The organism is Bacteroides sp. PHL 2737, from assembly GCF_004115325.2.
GTDB classification, from domain to species: Bacteria; Bacteroidota; Bacteroidia; order Bacteroidales; family Bacteroidaceae; genus Bacteroides; species Bacteroides hominis.
In genome coordinates this window covers 5,119,688-5,138,377 of the sequence record NZ_CP040630.1, presented here as the reverse complement: position 1 = coordinate 5,138,377, position 18,690 = coordinate 5,119,688, and the positions used below count along the sequence as shown (strand labels likewise).

Here is an 18,690-nt window from a genome sequence, read left to right as displayed (position 1 = left end):
AAGACAAAAAATAAGTTTGTTAAAAGTTATAAATAAAGCACAGGACTTGAAGGATTTTCGCGATAAAATGCGAGAACTTAATAAATATTTTTGTTCAATTATAGCTAAAAATCCTAATGGAGAATATGATTCAATTTATACAGATAGCTCTTTCCAAGATAAAAACAAATTTTTAAGTGCATATAAAGAACGACTATTTAAATCCCTAAAATACGTAAACAGAGAAGGTGAATATTTGAGTCCGGATAAGGTTGCAGAAAATAAAGTTCGTATTGCAAAAAAATAGAACAATATGAAACTTTTTTTTTTATCTTATTTTGAAGATATACTATCCATATGTGATTCTAAAGGATTCGGGTTCTGGGTAGGAACAAACTTTTGTAAAGAAATTGATTTATCAGCATTTGCTTTTGATTTTGAATCAGGGAAGAGAAAGATCATAATCCCCCCTAAAGAAGGTGTTACAAAAGGAATAGTAGAGTATACTCTTACTCCTGAAGTCGAAGCTTCTTTGTCCATATGGTTACAGATTTATAAGGGAATCAATGGTAAGACATATTTAAAAGTAATGCTTGCTAATGACTCTACTAAGGTTAAGGTTGATACTAAGCATTACTATTCTATTGTTGCAGAGAAGGTTAATGAGTTAACATTTTTTGGAGTTAAAATTGACGTCTCAAGTTCTGAAATTATACCATATAGAAACGAAATAAATCCAGAACTTGATGATTGTGAAGTAAGCAGTTTGCAGTATCTTTATCGTAATATTGAAGATTATGCTATTGGCCACATCTGTTCTGCAAATTGGTACAATGATAATAATGGAATAATACACGTTTGTTCAGAGTTTATGCCGTCTGTTGAAACACCTGATGTAGAACCAGAACCACGAGATAAGACTAAACACGTTTTTGATGAAAAGACTAACAAATTCTTACCAAAGAAATACGTAGAAGATAATCAATATCTTCAATTTAAGTGGCTTTCTGTCCTTTCTTCTAATACAGATACTGAGATTGTTGAAGGCCTTCGTAAATTTGCTGATTCATATCAAATATGGATAAAGCAATTAGATGCTGCTGGCAACTCGATTGGACGAGAGAATATTACTAAATGTGAGAAGGACTATCAGAGAATAAAGAATAATATTGATGAATTCTTGACAAATCCTGATAAGATGAAGATTTTTCGATTAATGAATACTGCTATGTTTATGCAGCTTTGGCATAGTAAAAGTAATAATCAAGAACAAGTCTTAAAGGATGAAAAAACTTTAAGTTTTGAATATTATAAAGATAAAGCGCTAGATACTACAATTTTTCCTGGAGTTGTAGCTGCATGGCGACCTTTCCAGCTTGCGTTTATTTTGCTTAATCTTGATGGAATTTTCCAAAGTAAGTGTGATCCAAAATGGGAAAAACGCAATGAATTAGTAGATCTTGTATGGTTTCCAACCGGTGGAGGTAAGACAGAGTCTTATTTGGGTATAATTGCATTAGTCATAATAAATCGTAGATTGTTGCTTAAAAATGGAGCTGGCGATGGCGTTGCTGCAATAATGCGCTATACATTACGCTTACTTACAACTCAACAATTTCAACGTGCGTTACGACTTATTCTTGCATTAGAACAGATTAGGAAATGGGATAAATACAATTTAGGAGATAAAGAAATTTCTATTGGCCTATTTGTTGGAGAAAGTTCATTGCCTAATCATTATAAAAATCTAGCTGAAGAAATTCGAAAAAACTGGGTTTCTGATGGAGGACATGGACAAATACCACTAGATCGTTGTCCTTGGTGTGGCTCTTTGCTTAGAGAGAAAGAAGTATCTGTTGATCATTATTATTTTGGATGTAGTAACAAAAAATGTACATATGGAAAACGAAACTATCTGCCTATCAGACTTTGTGATGACCATATATATGAAGAGCCGCCAACATTACTATTTGGGACTGTAGATAAATTTGCTCAACTTGCACGCCGAGTTAATGTAAATGAAGCGTGTGCAGATTCTAGACGTTTATTCGGAAATGGGACAGGATGCAATCCACCAGATTTGATTATTCAAGATGAATTACATTTGTTATTAGGTCCATTGGGTTCTGCAGTAAGTTTGTTTGAAGCAGCTATTGATCAGTTGTGTTCATACAAAAGGCAGGATGGGCTTGTGATTCGTCCTAAGATTATATCATCAACAGCTACCACACGTAATACCAGTTTTCAAGTGCGAGCTCTATATGATCGGGATATTTGTATCTTTCCTAAAAATGGAATAGATTATGATGACTCGTTTTTTGCTTTCTATAAAAGGGATAAACAAGGAGAAAATGATAATTGGTCGTACGTTTCTAAACGCAAATATATTGGTATAATGCCTACTGGACGTACTCAGATGACTACTCAAATGCGTTTAGCTGCAATTTTATTTGTACATCGAGCACTATATGAACGTAAAAATAAAGCATTGTTAGAGATTAATGATAAGTCATTTATAGAGGCTGCAGACTATTATTATTCGATAATTTCTTATTTCAACTCATTAAAAGAGGTAGGAAAGACTGATGCTCAATTCTATCTTGAATTTACTAAGTATACTCGTCGTTTATTTAAACGAGTACTTCGATTTACTGATATGTTGGAATGTTTTTATGCATATAACGAAGTATTCTCTAAGACTGAGTTGACTGGTCGTTTATCTGGTGGTGATGCAGTAAAAGAATTAACAAAAGTACAAACAATAAAATGGGATCCTAATAAGCGATTGCCATATTTAAAAGAAGGTGAAACAAATATATATAATAGTGCAATTCTTCCTGCTGATTATATTTTAGCAACAAATATGATATCAGTGGGACTTGATGTAAGCCGTTTTAATACAATCATAATTAATTCTATGCCTAGAAATATCGCTGAGTACATTCAAGCAAGCTCTCGTGTCGCACGTGATAAGGAAGGATTAGTCTTAACGTTACATAATCCTTTTCGTTCTCGAGATATGTCTCATTTTGAAAAGTTTAGAGAATTTCATGAAAAGTTATATTATTATGTTGAGCCAATCTCCATCACTCCTTTTTCACCAAAGGCTGTAGAAAAGTATATGCCTTTATATATGGCTACTATAATTAGACATTTATACAAGAATCTTGCTGATCGCAAAGATGCAAATAAAATGTCCATTCCAATCGCAACAGAATTAAAATCTGAGCTGAAAAAGTATTTTGAGAATCGTTACGCAAGGACTCAGGCTCTTGATTCTACATTACATGCACTAGAGCACGAAATCATAACAAAAGAGCAATTATCTTACATATATGAATGGATAGATATAAGTCTTGACCAATGGGTAAATAAAGCAGAACAATATGGTGATTCTCTAGTCTATTATGCAGCTGGGCGAAAAGGTGCTGAAGAGGTATCTCTGTTAGTTTCTACAGATGATTATTCGGAGCAAAAAGCTGCTAGCAAATGGATAGTACCATCCGCATTAAGATTAGTTGAACCTGAAGCTGTCCTTCACATTTTAAATAAATAATATTATGGATATACGTAAAGAGAATCAATATAATCAATCTATGGGCAAGTATAAAATCTTGTCTACTGCTGCAGGTGTAGGATCTATTATTACTACCAAGTGGGGCGGTTTTATTATGCCATTAAGTATTAATAACTGGAAATTTGTGGAGGTGGTATCAAATAAAATAAAGGAGATACAATCACAAACATTAAATATCCAAAAAATTCAAGAAGAATGTGGTGTTGAATTGATTGAAGATCCGCGTTTTGTGGATTTTTTAAATGTGAAAAAAGGGTTTACCCAATTAAAATGTTTTGTTGCAATACCTCATATTCAACTGAATTCATTTAATCAAATACAACGTAAAGGTAATCCACTTTATGAATCTATTAAAGCGCGATTTGGAACTGAATTAGGCGAAGATATGTTTTATATCCCTGCTATTAATTTTCCTCAGTGGTTCATTTCTGCTAATTCTGAAATCAAACCTCTTAATGAGTGGCGTAAGGAATGGCAAATTCGTAAATGTAATGATGGGAAAATGACATATTTTGTTCCTCCACGCGATCCTAATAAGAAAACTTATAGAAAAATAAAGGCTGAAGTTTTACATGATGATGTAGAATATGGTCTATTAAAACCAGTTCCACTTATTCTTATTTGCCCAAATGGCCATATATCAGATATCCCATGGTATAAGTTCTTCTGTGCGTCTCTTAAACATGAGAAAATGGATGATGATGCAGGTTTCGAATTGTTTGGTTACGACTGTGAAGATTGTAGTTGTGGAGGTAAGCATAATATTAAATGGCTTAATTCTCGTAACCAAGCAGAATCGTGGGGCACACTAAAATGTTCAAAATGCGGTTATTCTGTTTCATTAGCTGGTATAATGAATATTAAACCTTATTGTCGAGGTGAACGTCCATGGGTTAACAAAGATAATGCATATGAACGATGCTTGTCTACTGGCCAAAAGACTAAGATGCAAGTAGCAATGGTAACTAGTAATAGCATATACTATGCAAGTGGTTTTAGTAGTTTATATATTCCTAAAGATTTTATTCCATTAAAGCCTGGGCAGCTGAATGATCAGGCTCGTATGGTGTTAAGTAAAGTAACTGAGAAATATAATACAATGGTTACTAGAAGGGCAGAAATGACTCAAGAAGAATTTTGGAAAAAAAAGTATAATGATTGTGATGAATTTATTGAGGATGCAAATCTTAACTGGCAGTGTAGTCTGACAGATTTTGATTATGAAAATATCAAAAATATGTTTCTTGGATTAATTGTAGAAGACGAAGATAATGATCCTGTTGCAACATATCGGTTAACAGAATTTGAAGTTCTCACTGATATTCATGAACCCAATCGAAAATCTAAAGGATTAGAGTTTAATGAAATTATTATTCCTAACTCTTTACAGCCATATTTTAAAACAATTAAACAGGTGAATACAGTTTCTCTTACAAATACACAGTTAGGCTTTGGTCGAGTAAACATGCCAACATCTAAACTTGATGATAGTGGGAAGATTGTGGCACCAGGTGATGAGATGAAGCCCATTTTTGATGGAATACCGTCTGACATATATGTATTACCTGCTAATCAAATATATGGTGAAGGCTTGTTTTTTGCATTTGATATGGCTACTATTGAAAAGTGGGCTGAAGAAAATGATTTAAATGATCATTATAAATGTCAACTTGATAATGGGGCATTAGGAGAATTTTTATACCAGGAGATTTCTCTTTACGGAAGAGCTAAATTTTATCTACTTCATACATTTAGCCATGTGTTAATGAAAGAACTTGAGTTTACTTGTGGTTACCCTACTGCAAGTTTGAGTGAGCGGCTATATTACTCAGACAAAATGTGTGGCGTGCTTATTTATACAGCAGATGGAGCAGAAGGCAGTATGGGAGGCCTTGTATGGCAAGGACAGCCTCGACTTATTAGTAGTATTATTGAATCTGCAATGAAACGTGCAGTAAATTGTTCTTCAGATCCTTTATGTTGGGAAAATGAAGATAGCTTAAATAGAGCATCATGTTTTGGTTGTACCATGGTTTCTGAGACTTCGTGTGAATATCAGAATATGGGATTAGACAGACGAGCTCTAGTAGATGAAGAATACGGATTCTTTAAGAATCTAGTAGGACTATATCGTATATAATAATGATTTATTAAAATGCGTTATTGGCTATATTATATAAAAACGGATAGTGCAGTAAGGGTATTATAAGTAAAAATATTAATAAAATCCTACAATGAATGCTAAGTGTATATTGTTTGAGTAGTAGAATGTTCTAAATGAAATTTAACGGCTATAGATACAGAGAAAAGAATTAATAATGATTGAAACATGAAACTCTTGATGTTGGCTAAAACACAAGTTGAAAATTTATGTAGTCCAACTCGTGAGTAATGCTTGCGAGTTGAACTCTATGACACCAGATAGTAAGAAAAAGTAGCGATATCTTATGATAAGGAATATATTCAAACTTTATACTACTTTTGGGGATTAGAATAGCCACTAAATATTTATTATGAAGGTATAAAATAAAGAACTCCATCTATATAATTAACGATCACAAAATATTCATTAAAATCTGTGATTACCTATACAACTATTAGCAAAATAATTAATAAAAGGTTTAGAGGAAGTACTGCTTATGCATCGGAAAGGTTTACTAACATACGCATTAAACTCAATTGGTAATCTTGTCTATATAGACGAAGTTGACACAGGGCAGCTTTGCAATTGTTATTGTCTATCATGTAAGGAAAAATTGGTAGCGAAAAATGGTGGAATGAAACGTGTCCATCATTTTGCTCATGCTTCTGGAGTAGATTGTGAAAATGCATATGAGACTATGTTGCATCAGTTGGCAAAATTAAGAGTTCAAGAGGCATTTCTATTTAAAGAAGTATTTAATGTTGGTTTTGAGTATCGTTCATATTGCCCACATGTAAAGACATGTGCATTCGTTAGAAATGGAAATTGTTATATATCAACTCATAAAAGATTCAATTTAAAAGAGTTTTATGACTCATGTGAACAAGAAATACAGTATGATTCAATTAACAGACGCTCTGATTTGAAAATATTTTCGTCTAAGAAGCCTCAATTGGCGCCTATATATATTGAATTCTTTGTTACTCATGCAAGTGATGTATCTAAATTGCATAATGGTGGTAAAATTATTGAAGTTAAGATTGAATCTGAAAATGACATTTAAAGAATTGTCGATGATGGTTTCATTGAATCCTCTAAATGTGATAGCAGGCTCCTAGAAGGAATAGAATCTGAAAATATAAGTGAAACAACGTTTTGGGGATTCAAGTCGGAGGACTATAATGCTAAAAATATTACACAAGAGATAGAATTTTCTCGTTATATTCTATATGCATCCGGTAAGTCACAATGTTATCAAGACACATCTTTGTGTAAGAATATAGCTAAAGTTAGGAAACAATCTCTTTTGGAAATATGCATTCATACACCTGTTGCTTTTGGAGTATATGAAATGGTTAAATATCAAGGGTATAAAAGATTTGGTATTAAGAATTGTTTATACTGTAAAAATTTTGTTGATAGCTATGACGGCTCAGGAAAACTATGCCGCTTGTATAAATATTTAGGAATAGACCGGTTTGAGCAACATGATACTGCAAGAGCAAAATCTTGTCCTTCTTTCTTGATAAATCAAGATGAAATGAATAGGGAACTTAAACATTTTGATTCTTTGAATAATAGGGAGTATACCGAGCTTGAATAATTTCCAACCACATAATATTATCTGCAAGTCAAAACTTTTCTTTTCCCGCTAATTTGAGTTTTTCGTGTAGGATTTTAGTTCATTATAATTCTAATGTAGGCTTAAAGTATTTATAATTAATAAAGTACTCGATTGAAATTTTGTTAATACTTGCTATGCTTGAAATGAAAAGTTAAAAATAAATGATAAATAAAATGTGTGACAAGAGTTACAACTTGAAAACTATAATTCTTGTCACATATTTTTTAGAACAGAAAGCTATTGTTTAATATTTTTTCATCAGGTTTTATTCCCAAGTAACTTATGAACTACTACCACCATCGTAATTCCCAAGATCGCAATAAGCCCACATATAGCAACCATCCTCCAAATTAACCAAGAATGCAAAAATTCTACATTCGCCATGATCATACAGACCAAGAAAGAGGATAGGGCTATTAGAATGACAATCAAAATATAAAATGCTTTATATGATAGAGAAATACGGTTATCCATTTGAGCAATCCTCTGCTCTGCCTCTGTACACTTGGTTTCAATTTGATCAATGAATTGGCCAAGAACGGTATTGCCAAATTTTACAGCCTGCTCTTGCGTATCCTGAGTAATAGACAGTTTGTATTTTCCTAATAAATCTACCAATGCGGTAAGATCCGTCCTCAATCCATACACATTGTCATTCAACTCGGCAAGTTCTTTTACGTTTATGCCAAGCAGACGTTTTTCCTCCTCAAGATATTCATTTTGAGGAGTACTTTTGGTAGCCTGCGCTTCCTTCATTTCAGCGGTAAAATCAAATTTCTTTTTCATAAGCTCATCGTTTTAATCCAGTTTTCGGTTTCTTTCCTAAGGTACGAATGGCAGCACGGGCACATCTTTTTGCCCATAAGAGATCATCCTCGTCCTTATCTCTCCATGGCAATTCGCTTTGTGAACCACCGCCACCTCCGGTTGGCGCATTGGGAACTTCCAGCAATCCGACAAATATTGCTACTGCCATATCGGTTAACTCCTGTGAATTGGAGAAGAAACGATAATCAAATTCATCGTTAAAATGGTTGAGCACTTTTTCTGGAATGTAGAACCGATGTTCCTGACCTTCGTGACTCAATGTATAGGGAACCGTATTCGAATTGTAGATCTTATATTTGGTATAATCAGCGGATGCCGATGGCTTCTGAATCTGTTTCGAATCAGTGTCTTTAGGTTTGTTATTCGCTGCAATGCCTAGCCTATAATGAAGTTTCTCCCATGTGGCAGGAAGTTTTGAAACCATCAGGTTTCTACCAATGCCCAGATCGGAAGCTTTGTATTTCGTCTTTCCTTTCATGATAGCATATCCGTGAAGAATATCATCATCGTCCTTTCGCTCATGTATGGTGTATCCTTTCTTTGTCAATGCTGCTTTGTATTCATCCCATGACCATGATGACATTGATTTAAGGACATTCATACAATCCCGTGTAACTAATGGTGTGTTGATATTTCTTACCTGTTTTGCTGTTATCCATCCACGTTTCTTTGCCACTCTTTCCGCTGCCCATTGAGCACGAAGGTGTATATTGTGGTCGTTGTTGATCTGTCCGTCTTCATCCATCCGGCAGACAGCAGCATGAAGATGAGGAACTCCGCTATAGGATTCCATATGGAGCCAGACTGTGTATTTGCTGTTGGCCAGATTGGTCGGACAGTTTCGTATTTTTCCGTCCTTGTCTTTGAACACCTGTTTGTCAAACTCTATGGCGAAATCCTGCCAAAGTTTTTGCCAGTCTTCAATGGTGAAATCCTTGGTATGTTCGGGTGACGGACTAAGTTCTATTCTGATGACTGAGTTCTTCACTGGGCGGAAGCGGGAAAGAGTAAGCTGCATGGAATTCCAGACACCCATTGCATCTGGTTCCGATGGCATCATATTATCCAATATCCGATAGATTTTTTCCGGATGTTTTTTATTATGTGATTCGCCGGTTATATAACGGATGTCGTTTATGCCATGCGATATTGCTTTAGCCTTTGCGATCATGATTCTTCAGTTTTATTATTGGTTGGAATAATGTTCGGCTCTTTTACGGAATTTAGGAACTGGCAGACATTTTCTGCCACATTGCCAAGCTCCTTCAGCCAGTTCACCATAAATGGAATCTGGTTGAACATCATGTGCCGTTGGCTTGCACTCATTCCATGAAGGGCTGATGTGTATTTCACCAGGTCAGCACGGCAGTTGTCCAGATTCTGCAGAAGTGCAGCTCCCTCTTTGGTGAGTCTTGCCTTTGGCTTATAATTATATGCCCGTGCAAGCAGATAATCGCTTACGGTCATTCCGCATTGTTCGGCCATTGACTTGATATGTTCTTTCTGTCGGGGGCTGACTTTGGCCCCGATAAATACGGTTCTCCTATTGTCCGGAGTCTCGTTCTGTTTGTTTTATTATTTCTTTTTCCATGAGAATCTAATATTATAACGGGTTAAGGTGCGAGCCTGCGAGTACCGCACCAGCGAAGTGGCTGAGCCGGTGAGAGCGCCAATGTACAACCATAACGGAGTGGAGGTTATACCTTGGCATATCTCGCAACAGATACCTGTTGAAACTGCACGGCAAGCCGTGTCGTATATACAAATGAAATCGGCATTTCAACTGGTACCATAAATGATATCAGTATTCTGGGTATCCAATAAAAGGGGAGAAGATGAATATTTCCTATTAACATCTTTATGACTTTGCTTTATTCTAATATGTACACACTGCCAATAAAGTAAAGCCGGATTCAATAATGGCTGTCTGGGTTGATTTTATATTCCTTTCCCTCTTTTATGACCATCCTTTTGTTACTGAGGAAGGTGGCAACTTTAACCGCTTTATTATGTCCCAGCTTAATGTCCTGCAGGGCATATCCTTCCTTCAGTCGTTCCAGATAATCGTCATAACAGGTAATACAGACGTTTGTAAAAGCTGCGTCCAGAGCTGCCCGATGCACGCTCTCGGAAATTTCCTTGTACGGATCAAACGGCTCTTTTGCAGGTCTTCCGATTTTCTTCTCCTGGGGCTGATAAGAATCCAACAGTTCTGGTAAGACTTCATCGTTTATACGGAAAGCAAACGGTTCAAATTCCCTGTCACGGATATGAATGGCTTCGACTACACTTACTGTCCTGTCCATCTTGTCCACTTCTACCTGCATGACTGTTTCAGCTTTGTTGTTCAGTTCCGTGCCGATGTGACCACGGGCATTCTCGTCATTCTTGTTCTGATGGAGAATGGTATGTATGTGAATTTGGCGGTCATCAGTCCATTGCATGAATCTGGAAATAATATCGGTCGCTTCACTGGGGGAATTGATGTCATAAAGAAAGTCTCGGATGCCATCTATAATCACCAGTCCGAGATCGGGGATTGTGCCGATAGCCTGTTCGATTATAGCCAGACGTATCGGAGGGGCGTACTTGCGCAAAGCCAGCATAATTAGATTATCTGGATTCTTATCCTCTGGGAGTCCGGCAAGGCGCAGGATTCTTTTCAATACTTTTTGGCAATGATGGCGTCCTTGTTCTGTATCAATGTACAGAACAGTTCGCTTATCCTCTGGAAATGATGAACGGTATTTCAGCACTGTTCCGTTTTTCAATGCCGATGCTGCAATGGCTGTTATGTTAAAAGTTTTCTTACTTTTGGCCTTGCCTATAGAGGCACTGAAGTTCCCCAGTGTACCGATTGCGGCATCATCTACCATCAATACAACCGGTGACTGTTCATAAGCTCCGTTTGCACTTACAGCAGATTCCTCCATATAAGCGGTCAATTCCTTGTCAGTAGGAATTCTAATGTCTGTCTTGTCCATAGGCTTTACACGTTTTTAGGGTTAGCCTTACGACGGGTGGCAGCAAGCATCTGTGCCTGTTCTTCTTCAAAAGTCAGTGGAACCTGTACCTTTCTTCCGGTCTCAAGCCATTTGTCCAGTTCATCACGATAGACAAAAAGATGTTTGCCTTGTTTGATTACAGGAATGCCCCCATGCTTGACCTTATAATAAAATGAGGATTTGGATATGCCAAGGTAGGTACATACTTCATCCACTGTCATAGGAACGTGATGGTTCTCTTTGACTTTGTTTTGGACTGCCAGACTGTTTTTCAATACAGTTTCCAGACTTTCAATTCTCTTACATAATTCACCTACGACTGTAGGTAAATCGTTAAAGGTTAAATTTTTGAAATGCATAATGTTTTTATTTATTGTGTTTGAATATGCCACAAACTAAATCAATGACATTATGCAGAAAAATAGGAGACGAGAATCATTTTCCGGTCTGTATTAATTCATTTTTTATCACACTGCGCTTTGTTTATAAGAGTATAATCAAATTTGAAATCATCATATTTTGGACTGTCAATAGGAATCTGACTGTGTATGGTATCTTTGAGATTCTTGACAAGGTATCCCAAGGTTGCATTTTTTAATTCATTAGGAAATATGGTTTTTATGAAATTGGCTCTTTCTGATAATGATATGCCTAACCGTTCGCCTATATTCCAGACAAAATGTCTTAATGAAGGTGATGTAAGAGGAGTTTCCATTTTTGAACGGATGGGTTTATACAAATCTGATTGCCCACTTGCCAAATGGTCTATGTTTTCATGTAGTATAAGCAGATTCTCTTTGGTAAGAAATTTTGCGGTAGAATAGGTGACATATTCATGAATAGCCTTTATAATCATTTTTTTTCTCTCTAGTTCTTCCTTCTGAATTTCTTCCATACGGCTTTCGAATCCCTGGAGATATGAAAAAGCTTCGGATTTAACTTCTGAGGTAGGTTGTTGCTCCAAAACTTTTATTTCTTTCGAATCATCATGCTTCTCTGATATTGTAATGGATGTAACGATTTCAGAGCTGGTAGCTTTGTTTTCTGTAATATCAGTATTTTTTGTCTTTTCTGGTAACTCAATCATTGAAATAACTTCTGTTGCATTGCTAACTTCAATAATTTCTAAACCTGAAACTTCTACAGTCGGTTCATTGCATTTTTCAATTATCATATCTGGTTTGGGAATAACCTTGTCAGGTATAGAATTTCTTTGATTATCAGAAAAGATCTGCGGACATTCATCCGTAAGGAATATATAGAATACACGTTGTAATCCTCCGCACGTTATGATTATTACAACGGTTCCTAATATTATAGGTGTTGTATATCTGGTCAGATCTATCTAGTGATTAATGTACAGATATGTTGCAATTACTGAAAAAAGGATACAACTTACTGCAAGTATGAAACTTGTCTTTCGTGCCGATAATTTAATATTGTTTGTCATGTTCTGTAATTATATGTACTAGTTTTTATGGCAAATATATTTTCTATTTCCAAATAGTTGTAATTAGTGACAGATAATCGTTGAGATTTTAAGAAAAATAAGCCTAAAGTACGAAAATCATACTCTAAATCATACTATAATCATACTTTAGGCATATTATTTATATAGGATACAGACTGCTATTCTTTCCTTTTTAGGGTAATCTTATTGCTCGCTTCACGCTTGTTGCTGTCCACTACTTTCATGTACCTTTGGGTCGTGGTTATGCTCTTGTGAGCCATCATACTTTGTATGGTACGAATGTCGGTTCCAGCCGCCCCTTGCAGGGTTGCGAATGTTCTACGATACGAATGGAATGTTATATTCTTGGTGATTCCGGCAGAACGAATCCATTCCTTCATGGGAACCTGGGTCCAGCACCTTTTCAGACCTTTGAATACCAAACCCTTCTTCTCTGGTGAGTATTCTATCAGCTTCAGGGCTTCATCACTAATGGGGATGATGTCTTCCGTCTTTGTCTTCTGTGTGATGGTGTGTACACATTTCCCTCCTGCTGCAAAATCAACAATTTCCTCCCAGCAGAGAGTAAGTATGTCACTGAGTCTCAAACTGGTCAGGCACGAAAAGAGGGAAGCGGTTTTTAGAACTGGTATCTTGCATGGTGTTTCGGCCAGACAGTACAATTCCTCTACACTCAGATAGTCCTTTACCACATCTTCCGGTTCAATCTTTTCCAGAAAATCATTTATGTTTGACTTGATCAGCCGATTGCGGTAGAGAATCTTCAGGAATCCTCTGAATGTGGACCAGTAGCCGGACGCTGAGTTTCGTGTAATATATCCATCCCGTTTTAGCTGTCTGGCATTGAGCAGATATTCACGAAACTTGTTGCACAGCTCCACATCAATTTCTTCGAAAGTACATTTGCCATGTACGAAGTTATAGAAGTGCTGATAAACGAATTCCCATTTCTGGTCGTGCTTGGGAAGTTGCTTACGGTAGTATTCCAGAAAATCTGCCTTATATTTCCTCTTGTCGAAGAAATCATAACGTTCGTTTACGATAGCTTCAAAGCGCCGGCATCGTATGGCTTCTGCTTTCTCTGACATGGTTGCATTGAAGTCACGCTCCCGCTGGTTCTTTGGGTTGGCATAGATATAAATGTTCAAACCTTCGTGACGGATAGTCTTCATCGTGTCCTGGTCACGGTAGCCCGGATAATAGTCCAGATAGAAGGAAAGCATACCATTTTTTAACGGGCGGGTTCTCAAAGTTACAGTTTTACATTCTGACATAGTTACAAATGTTATTAGTTGACTTAAATTTTGCGGTGAAGATGCACAATGACTTTATGCAGACCGTATTCAGCATAAAATCATTTTCCAGTCTGTATATCTGTCTGTACAGATTCATTATCTGGCGCCCATAATGTGGTCAAATTCCACTTTCAGGAATCTCACAAAGCGCCCTTTCTTCTCCCGTTTTATTTCGTGGAATTGCAGAATGCCGTAAACAGAATCCCGTGTGAGACTATACTTCTTCATGGCTTCCTGCACGGTATAGTATTCTGAAGAATCATCTTCGGTTGTCTTCTTGGACAGATCGAAGTGAAGTTTTGAGTAGAATATCTGGCCGTGCTCTTTCTTTGAAGGGATGTTGTTGCGGTAAACATGTGAACGGATGGCTACACGTGTCATCCCATAGTTTTTCTCGATTTCTTCCGGAGTGTACCATTCGGTCAAGGCGTCATCAGTCTTATATTTGGCAAATGCCGCATCTATGTGCTTTTTACTGTAATAATTAAACTGGCGGATTCTGACCTTGGGAACATTGTTTTGCCGGGTATAGGTCCACACCCATTTGGCGTTGACTTTGTACTTTTCCGCAATCTGTTCAGCTGTATAATACTCGGTAACGTCAAATTCATCTTTTGGTCTGAGAACTTCATAAGGTTTTGTTTTCAGCATCAGTTCGATGTCGGTTCTTCTGATGAGCGACATTCTTGAACTTAACCTTGATGCACGAAGTTTGTCCTCCTTTACCAGTTTATAGACATACTGGCGAGAAACGCCCATTAGTTTGGCTGCTTGAGAAAAGGTAAAGTATTCCTGGCTCTCCAGTTTGTTCTTTACCTCCATCATTTCCTGAAATTCGCGCATTTCCATTCTACGTTCCTTCATCCGGTGTTTATAACCTCTTTTGGAACATTGCGGACTACAATAATTGGTAGTGGTCTTTTTTGCCATGAAAGGCTTGCCGCACCACTGGCAGATTCTTTTTACTTCCATTTTTGTTATTCTCCATATTTTAGTGAAACATGAGCTTTTTACAGCTCGGATTATTTCCCTTTTTGTCTACTCACGTAAACCATTGTCAACACACGTCAACAAATGCGTCAGTGTGACATCGGGCAAAAGCCCTTAATTGTTCCGCGGTAGAAATACGGTAGAAAAATATGGTGAACAACAGTATCCAACTGTTTATAGCTGGATTTTTGGCAAATAAAAAAGCCGCTGATTTTCAGCGACTTCATTATAGTTGGTTCTAATTCATTGCAGTTGATTACAATATCCTACTTACCGATGCAAAAATGTGCAAATATATTCTGTAGCACCATATCATTGGTCACTTCCCCTGCTATATCGGATAAATGGAAAATACATTCACGTATGTCTTGTGAAAGAAAATCCCCGGAAATATTTGCGTCCAATCCTTCTTGTACCCGGTGAATTGCATCCAACGCACGTGTCAACGCTTCGTAATGACGGACATTCGTTACAATAATATCATTCTGTGTGACTGTTGGTAAATGGGCAGCTGCTATAAGTTTTTGTTGGAGTTCATCCGTGTGCTGACGTTGTTTCGCAGAAATAAAAATAGATTCTATTTCCGAACCGACATGCTCGGAAAGTTGTGAGGTCAGTTCATTTTTCTGAGTTTCATTTATCAGTTCTACCTTATTAAAGACTAAAATCAATTGTTTGTGTTCACAACGAGGAAGAATCTTATCGGAGAGTAGTTTTAGCTGTGAGATTGCGTCTGCTGAATCAATTATCCATAGTACAATCTCTGCCTGATCGAGCTTTTGAAAAGTTCGTTCGATACCCAGACTTTCAATCATATCGTTAGTTTCCCGAATGCCGGCTGTATCGATAAAGCGAAAAGTGATACCACCTATATTTACAGTATCCTCAATGACATCGCGTGTTGTGCCGTGAATGTCACTGACAATTGCCTTATCTTCGTTCAACAGAACATTAAGTAAGGTAGATTTTCCTGCATTGGTTTCTCCGATAATAGCTACCGGAACACCATTCTTTATAGCATTTCCTACACTGAACGAGTCTACCAGGCGTGCAATCACCTTCTCAATTCCGTCAGCTAACTGGCGCAAGGCAGATCGGTCGGCAAATTCCACATCTTCTTCACTGAAATCCAATTCCAGCTCAATCATTGATGTGAAGTTCAATAGTTTCTCGCGCAATATTGCCAATTCCTTGCTAAATCCGCCACGCATTTGACTCAGAGCAAGACGATGGGTGGCGGCAGAAGATGAGGCTATTAGGTCGGCTACAGCTTCGGCCTGACTTAAATCCATCTTACCATTGAGGAAAGCTCGTTGAGTGTATTCTCCCGGCTGTGCGGTACGGCATCCGTTTTTTATCAGCAATTGCATTACTTGCTGTAGAATATAGGATGAGCCGTGACAAGTGATTTCAGTACTGTCTTCCCCCGTATAGGAATGTGGGGCCCGGAAAAGGCTGACGAGAACCTCGTCTATCAGTTCTTCTCCGTTATAAATTCGGCCGAAAGTTAGCGTATAAGGCTTTTGTTCACTCAGCAGCTTTCCGGATTTAGCCGGAGTAAAAATACGACTGGTGATGGTTATTGCTTCAGGACCGGAAACACGAATGCTTCCGATGGCTCCTCCTTGAGCGGTTGCTATGGCGCAAATTGTGTCTTGATTCATTATCTATTTCATTTTGAGTGGCAAAGATAGAGCTTTCTCTGTAAAAAACAGAGTAAACAGATAGAAGTTATGCTTTATTATTTTATCTTTGCTCGCATACAGCAAGACAAATTTTATGGCTATGGGACACGCAAAAGATTCATTTTCGGGGATGGAGAATATTGAAAAATTAAAAGAGGATTACCAGAAGATCACTTCTGTTTTGGCCGGACATCAGATTGCATTCTGGGAATACGATATTCCCACGGGCGAATGTAATTTTACAGATGAATATCTTAGTATCTTGGGTTTAAAGGAAGCAGGAATTGTTTTCAGAGAAATTAATGACTTTTATCGGTTTGCTCATCCGGATGATGTTACTTCTTATCAAACAGCTTTTAACCGCATGCTTGAGTCGGATACAAAGACTTCTCAAATAGTAGTGCGTTGCTTGGGAGAGCATGGAGAAACAATTTGGCTTGAAGATAATTTCATTGCGTATAAGAAGAATAAGGAGAATGGTTCTGATAAAATTATAGCATATACTGCCAATATTACTTCACGCTGTGAAAAAGAAGTGCAGATCAGACAGCTTGAAGAGCGAAACCGGAAAATCATTGAGGCACTCCCTGAGTTTATATTTATTTTTGATGATAATTTCTTTATTACGGATGTATTGATGGCACCCGGTACGGAACTATTACATCCGGTAGAAGTCTTGAAAGGAGCAGATGGGAGATCTATTTATTCAGCGGAGGTCAGCGAATTGTTTATCAGTAGTATACGTGAATGTCTGAAAAGTGGAAAACTGAAAGAAATAGAATATCCTTTAGATGTAGAAACCGGCAGGCATTATTTTCAGGCGCGTATTGCTCCGTTTGAGGGGAATAAGGTATTAGCTCTGATTCATGATATAGGTGACCGGATACGGCGCTCGCAAGAATTGCTTGATGCTAAACAGCGGGCAGAAGAGGCAGACCGGATGAAATCGCTGTTTCTTGCTAATATGAGCCATGAAATACGTACTCCTTTGAATGCGATTGTCGGTTTCTCGGAGATAATAGCTCTGACTGAGGATGAAAAGGAGAAAGAGGAGTATTTAGGGATTATCCAGCAGAATAGTAATCTATTGCTGCAACTGATCAATGATATTCTTGATTTGTCACGCATAGAGTCTGGTAAATCGGAAATGCACTGTCAGTTGACAGAAATAAGCGGGCTGGCAGATGAAGTGTATAAGGTACACCGTCTTAAAATGAAGAAAGGGGTCGAACTAAATGTGATTCGTCCATCAGATGAAATCTGGATTTCGACGGACAGAAATCGTGTAACACAGGTATTGTTTAATTTCTTATCGAATGCAATTAAAAATACGATTGAGGGGAGCATCACCTTTGGACTTGTAAAAGAGGAAGAATGGGTGAAATTTTATGTGGCAGATACCGGTTGTGGCATTTCTAAAGATAAGCTCCCTTTGATATTTACCCGTTTTGAGAAGTTGAATGATTTTGTACAAGGTACAGGATTGGGTTTACCTATCTGTAAAAGTATTGTGGAACGGTTAGGAGGTCGGATCGAAGTGGAATCCGAGCTTGAGAAAGGGAGTACTTTCACTCTTTATCTGCCCAATAAGCAAGAGCAAAAAGTAACGGTTGCGGAAAGAGGAAATGCAACCGTCACTGTGGGACTGAGCAACCGGCAGAAGAAGATACTGATAGCGGAAGATGTGGAGTCCGGTTATCTGCAGATTAATGCCTTTTTGAAGAAAGAATATACAATTCTTTGGGTGCCAAATGGAGAGGAAGCAGTAAAAAGTTTCATGCGTGAGAAGCCCGATTTGATTCTGATGGATATCCGAATGCCGGTGATGAATGGTATTCAGGCGACAACTAAAATTCGTGCAATTTCGCAAGAGATACCGATTATTGCGGTTACAGCATATGCATTCTGTCCGGAAGGGGAGCAGGCTATTGAAGCAGGGTGTAACGAAGTGATTGCGAAACCTTATCCTCTGGAAAAGCTGAGAGAAACTATCGGAGCTTATTTGCAGGAGGGAAGATAAGCCTGTTTTTCGATGCAACAATTTATGATATAGAGTGTTATGTAGAAAACAAATAATACTATATAGATAAATT

At 37.4% G+C, this 18,690-nt stretch carries 15 protein-coding genes; 6 read left to right on the top strand and 9 right to left on the bottom strand.

What is annotated here, in order from left to right; translation table 11 throughout:
- Positions 1–16 precede the first annotated feature (16 nt).
- From DBK98_RS23465 to DBK98_RS23455, 5 genes are all read left to right on the top strand, one after another.
- The gene (locus DBK98_RS23465) at positions 17–286 is read left to right on the top strand and encodes a hypothetical protein (protein WP_255504392.1); all 270 of its coding nucleotides are present in this window, start codon (positions 17–19) and stop codon (positions 284–286) included.
- 6 nt (positions 287–292) lie between these two features.
- Entirely contained in the window at positions 293–3,535 is a 3,243-nt protein-coding gene (locus tag DBK98_RS21370) for a helicase-related protein (protein ID WP_255504391.1), read from the top strand.
- A gap of 4 nt (positions 3,536–3,539) precedes the next feature.
- Entirely contained in the window at positions 3,540–5,696 is a 2,157-nt protein-coding gene (gene drmB / locus DBK98_RS21365; protein WP_032536803.1) for a DUF1998 domain-containing protein, read from the top strand.
- Between the two features lie 499 nt (positions 5,697–6,195).
- Positions 6,196–6,762: a competence protein CoiA family protein gene (locus DBK98_RS23460; protein ID WP_234072676.1), complete on the top strand. Its 567-nt coding sequence runs from the start codon at positions 6,196–6,198 to the stop codon at positions 6,760–6,762.
- A 243-nt stretch (positions 6,763–7,005) separates the two neighbouring features.
- Entirely contained in the window at positions 7,006–7,302 is a 297-nt protein-coding gene (locus DBK98_RS23455; protein ID WP_232307372.1) for a hypothetical protein, read from the top strand.
- Between the two features lie 279 nt (positions 7,303–7,581).
- On the opposite strand, the gene DBK98_RS21355 is transcribed toward DBK98_RS23455, so the two are convergent.
- The 9 genes from DBK98_RS21355 to mnmE form a co-directional block, all read right to left on the bottom strand.
- Positions 7,582–8,109: a hypothetical protein gene (locus DBK98_RS21355; RefSeq protein WP_005807945.1), complete on the bottom strand. Its 528-nt coding sequence runs from the start codon at positions 8,107–8,109 to the stop codon at positions 7,582–7,584.
- 4 nt (positions 8,110–8,113) lie between these two features.
- A complete protein-coding gene (locus tag DBK98_RS21350) occupies positions 8,114–9,322 on the bottom strand; it encodes a hypothetical protein (protein WP_005807944.1) in 1,209 nt (402 codons plus the stop codon).
- Positions 9,319–9,681 (bottom strand): hypothetical protein, encoded by a 363-nt coding sequence (locus DBK98_RS21345; RefSeq protein ID WP_050503222.1) that lies wholly within the window; start codon positions 9,679–9,681, stop codon positions 9,319–9,321. Before DBK98_RS21345 ends, DBK98_RS21350 begins: the two co-directional genes overlap by 4 nt.
- A gap of 383 nt (positions 9,682–10,064) precedes the next feature.
- On the bottom strand, positions 10,065–11,135 hold the full coding sequence (locus DBK98_RS21340) for an AAA family ATPase (RefSeq protein ID WP_005807941.1): 1,071 nt from the start codon (positions 11,133–11,135) through the stop codon (positions 10,065–10,067).
- A 5-nt stretch (positions 11,136–11,140) separates the two neighbouring features.
- Positions 11,141–11,515: a helix-turn-helix domain-containing protein gene (locus DBK98_RS21335; RefSeq protein WP_005807939.1), complete on the bottom strand. Its 375-nt coding sequence runs from the start codon at positions 11,513–11,515 to the stop codon at positions 11,141–11,143.
- 98 nt (positions 11,516–11,613) lie between these two features.
- Complete coding sequence (locus DBK98_RS21330; RefSeq protein WP_005807936.1) at positions 11,614–12,330, bottom strand: hypothetical protein; 717 nt, start codon at positions 12,328–12,330, stop codon at positions 11,614–11,616.
- A 455-nt stretch (positions 12,331–12,785) separates the two neighbouring features.
- Positions 12,786–13,901: a site-specific integrase gene (locus DBK98_RS21325; protein ID WP_005807935.1), complete on the bottom strand. Its 1,116-nt coding sequence runs from the start codon at positions 13,899–13,901 to the stop codon at positions 12,786–12,788.
- Between the two features lie 117 nt (positions 13,902–14,018).
- Positions 14,019–14,894, bottom strand: coding sequence for a helix-turn-helix domain-containing protein (locus DBK98_RS21320; protein ID WP_005807933.1), 876 nt, complete (start codon positions 14,892–14,894; stop codon positions 14,019–14,021).
- A 284-nt stretch (positions 14,895–15,178) separates the two neighbouring features.
- Positions 15,179–16,576 carry a tRNA uridine-5-carboxymethylaminomethyl(34) synthesis GTPase MnmE gene (gene mnmE, locus DBK98_RS21315; protein WP_005807928.1) on the bottom strand — a complete coding sequence of 466 codons (1,398 nt, stop codon included), beginning with the start codon at positions 16,574–16,576 and terminating at the stop codon, positions 15,179–15,181.
- 121 nt (positions 16,577–16,697) lie between these two features.
- Here mnmE and DBK98_RS21310 point away from each other — a divergent pair, with 121 nt between their 5' ends.
- The gene (locus DBK98_RS21310) at positions 16,698–18,617 is read left to right on the top strand and encodes an ATP-binding protein (RefSeq protein WP_005807922.1); all 1,920 of its coding nucleotides are present in this window, start codon (positions 16,698–16,700) and stop codon (positions 18,615–18,617) included.
- Positions 18,618–18,690: the final 73 nt, after the last annotated feature.

Excerpts from the sequence above, each read along its gene's own strand:
- DBK98_RS21370 (WP_255504391.1), top strand. The coding sequence starts at position 293 with ATGAAACTTTTTTTTTTATCTTATTTTGAAGATATACTATCCATATGT.
- drmB (WP_032536803.1), top strand. The coding sequence starts at position 3,540 with ATGGATATACGTAAAGAGAATCAATATAATCAATCTATGGGCAAGTAT.
- DBK98_RS23460 (WP_234072676.1), top strand. The coding sequence starts at position 6,196 with ATGCATCGGAAAGGTTTACTAACATACGCATTAAACTCAATTGGTAAT.
- DBK98_RS21355 (WP_005807945.1), bottom strand. The coding sequence starts at position 8,109 with ATGAAAAAGAAATTTGATTTTACCGCTGAAATGAAGGAAGCGCAGGCT.
- DBK98_RS21350 (WP_005807944.1), bottom strand. The coding sequence starts at position 9,322 with ATGATCGCAAAGGCTAAAGCAATATCGCATGGCATAAACGACATCCGT.
- DBK98_RS21340 (WP_005807941.1), bottom strand. The coding sequence starts at position 11,135 with ATGGACAAGACAGACATTAGAATTCCTACTGACAAGGAATTGACCGCT.
- DBK98_RS21335 (WP_005807939.1), bottom strand. The coding sequence starts at position 11,515 with ATGCATTTCAAAAATTTAACCTTTAACGATTTACCTACAGTCGTAGGT.
- DBK98_RS21330 (WP_005807936.1), bottom strand. The coding sequence starts at position 12,330 with ATGATAATTGAAAAATGCAATGAACCGACTGTAGAAGTTTCAGGTTTA.
- DBK98_RS21325 (WP_005807935.1), bottom strand. The coding sequence starts at position 13,901 with ATGTCAGAATGTAAAACTGTAACTTTGAGAACCCGCCCGTTAAAAAAT.
- DBK98_RS21320 (WP_005807933.1), bottom strand. The coding sequence starts at position 14,894 with ATGGAAGTAAAAAGAATCTGCCAGTGGTGCGGCAAGCCTTTCATGGCA.
- mnmE (WP_005807928.1), bottom strand. The coding sequence starts at position 16,576 with ATGAATCAAGACACAATTTGCGCCATAGCAACCGCTCAAGGAGGAGCC.
- DBK98_RS21310 (WP_005807922.1), top strand. The coding sequence starts at position 16,698 with ATGGGACACGCAAAAGATTCATTTTCGGGGATGGAGAATATTGAAAAA.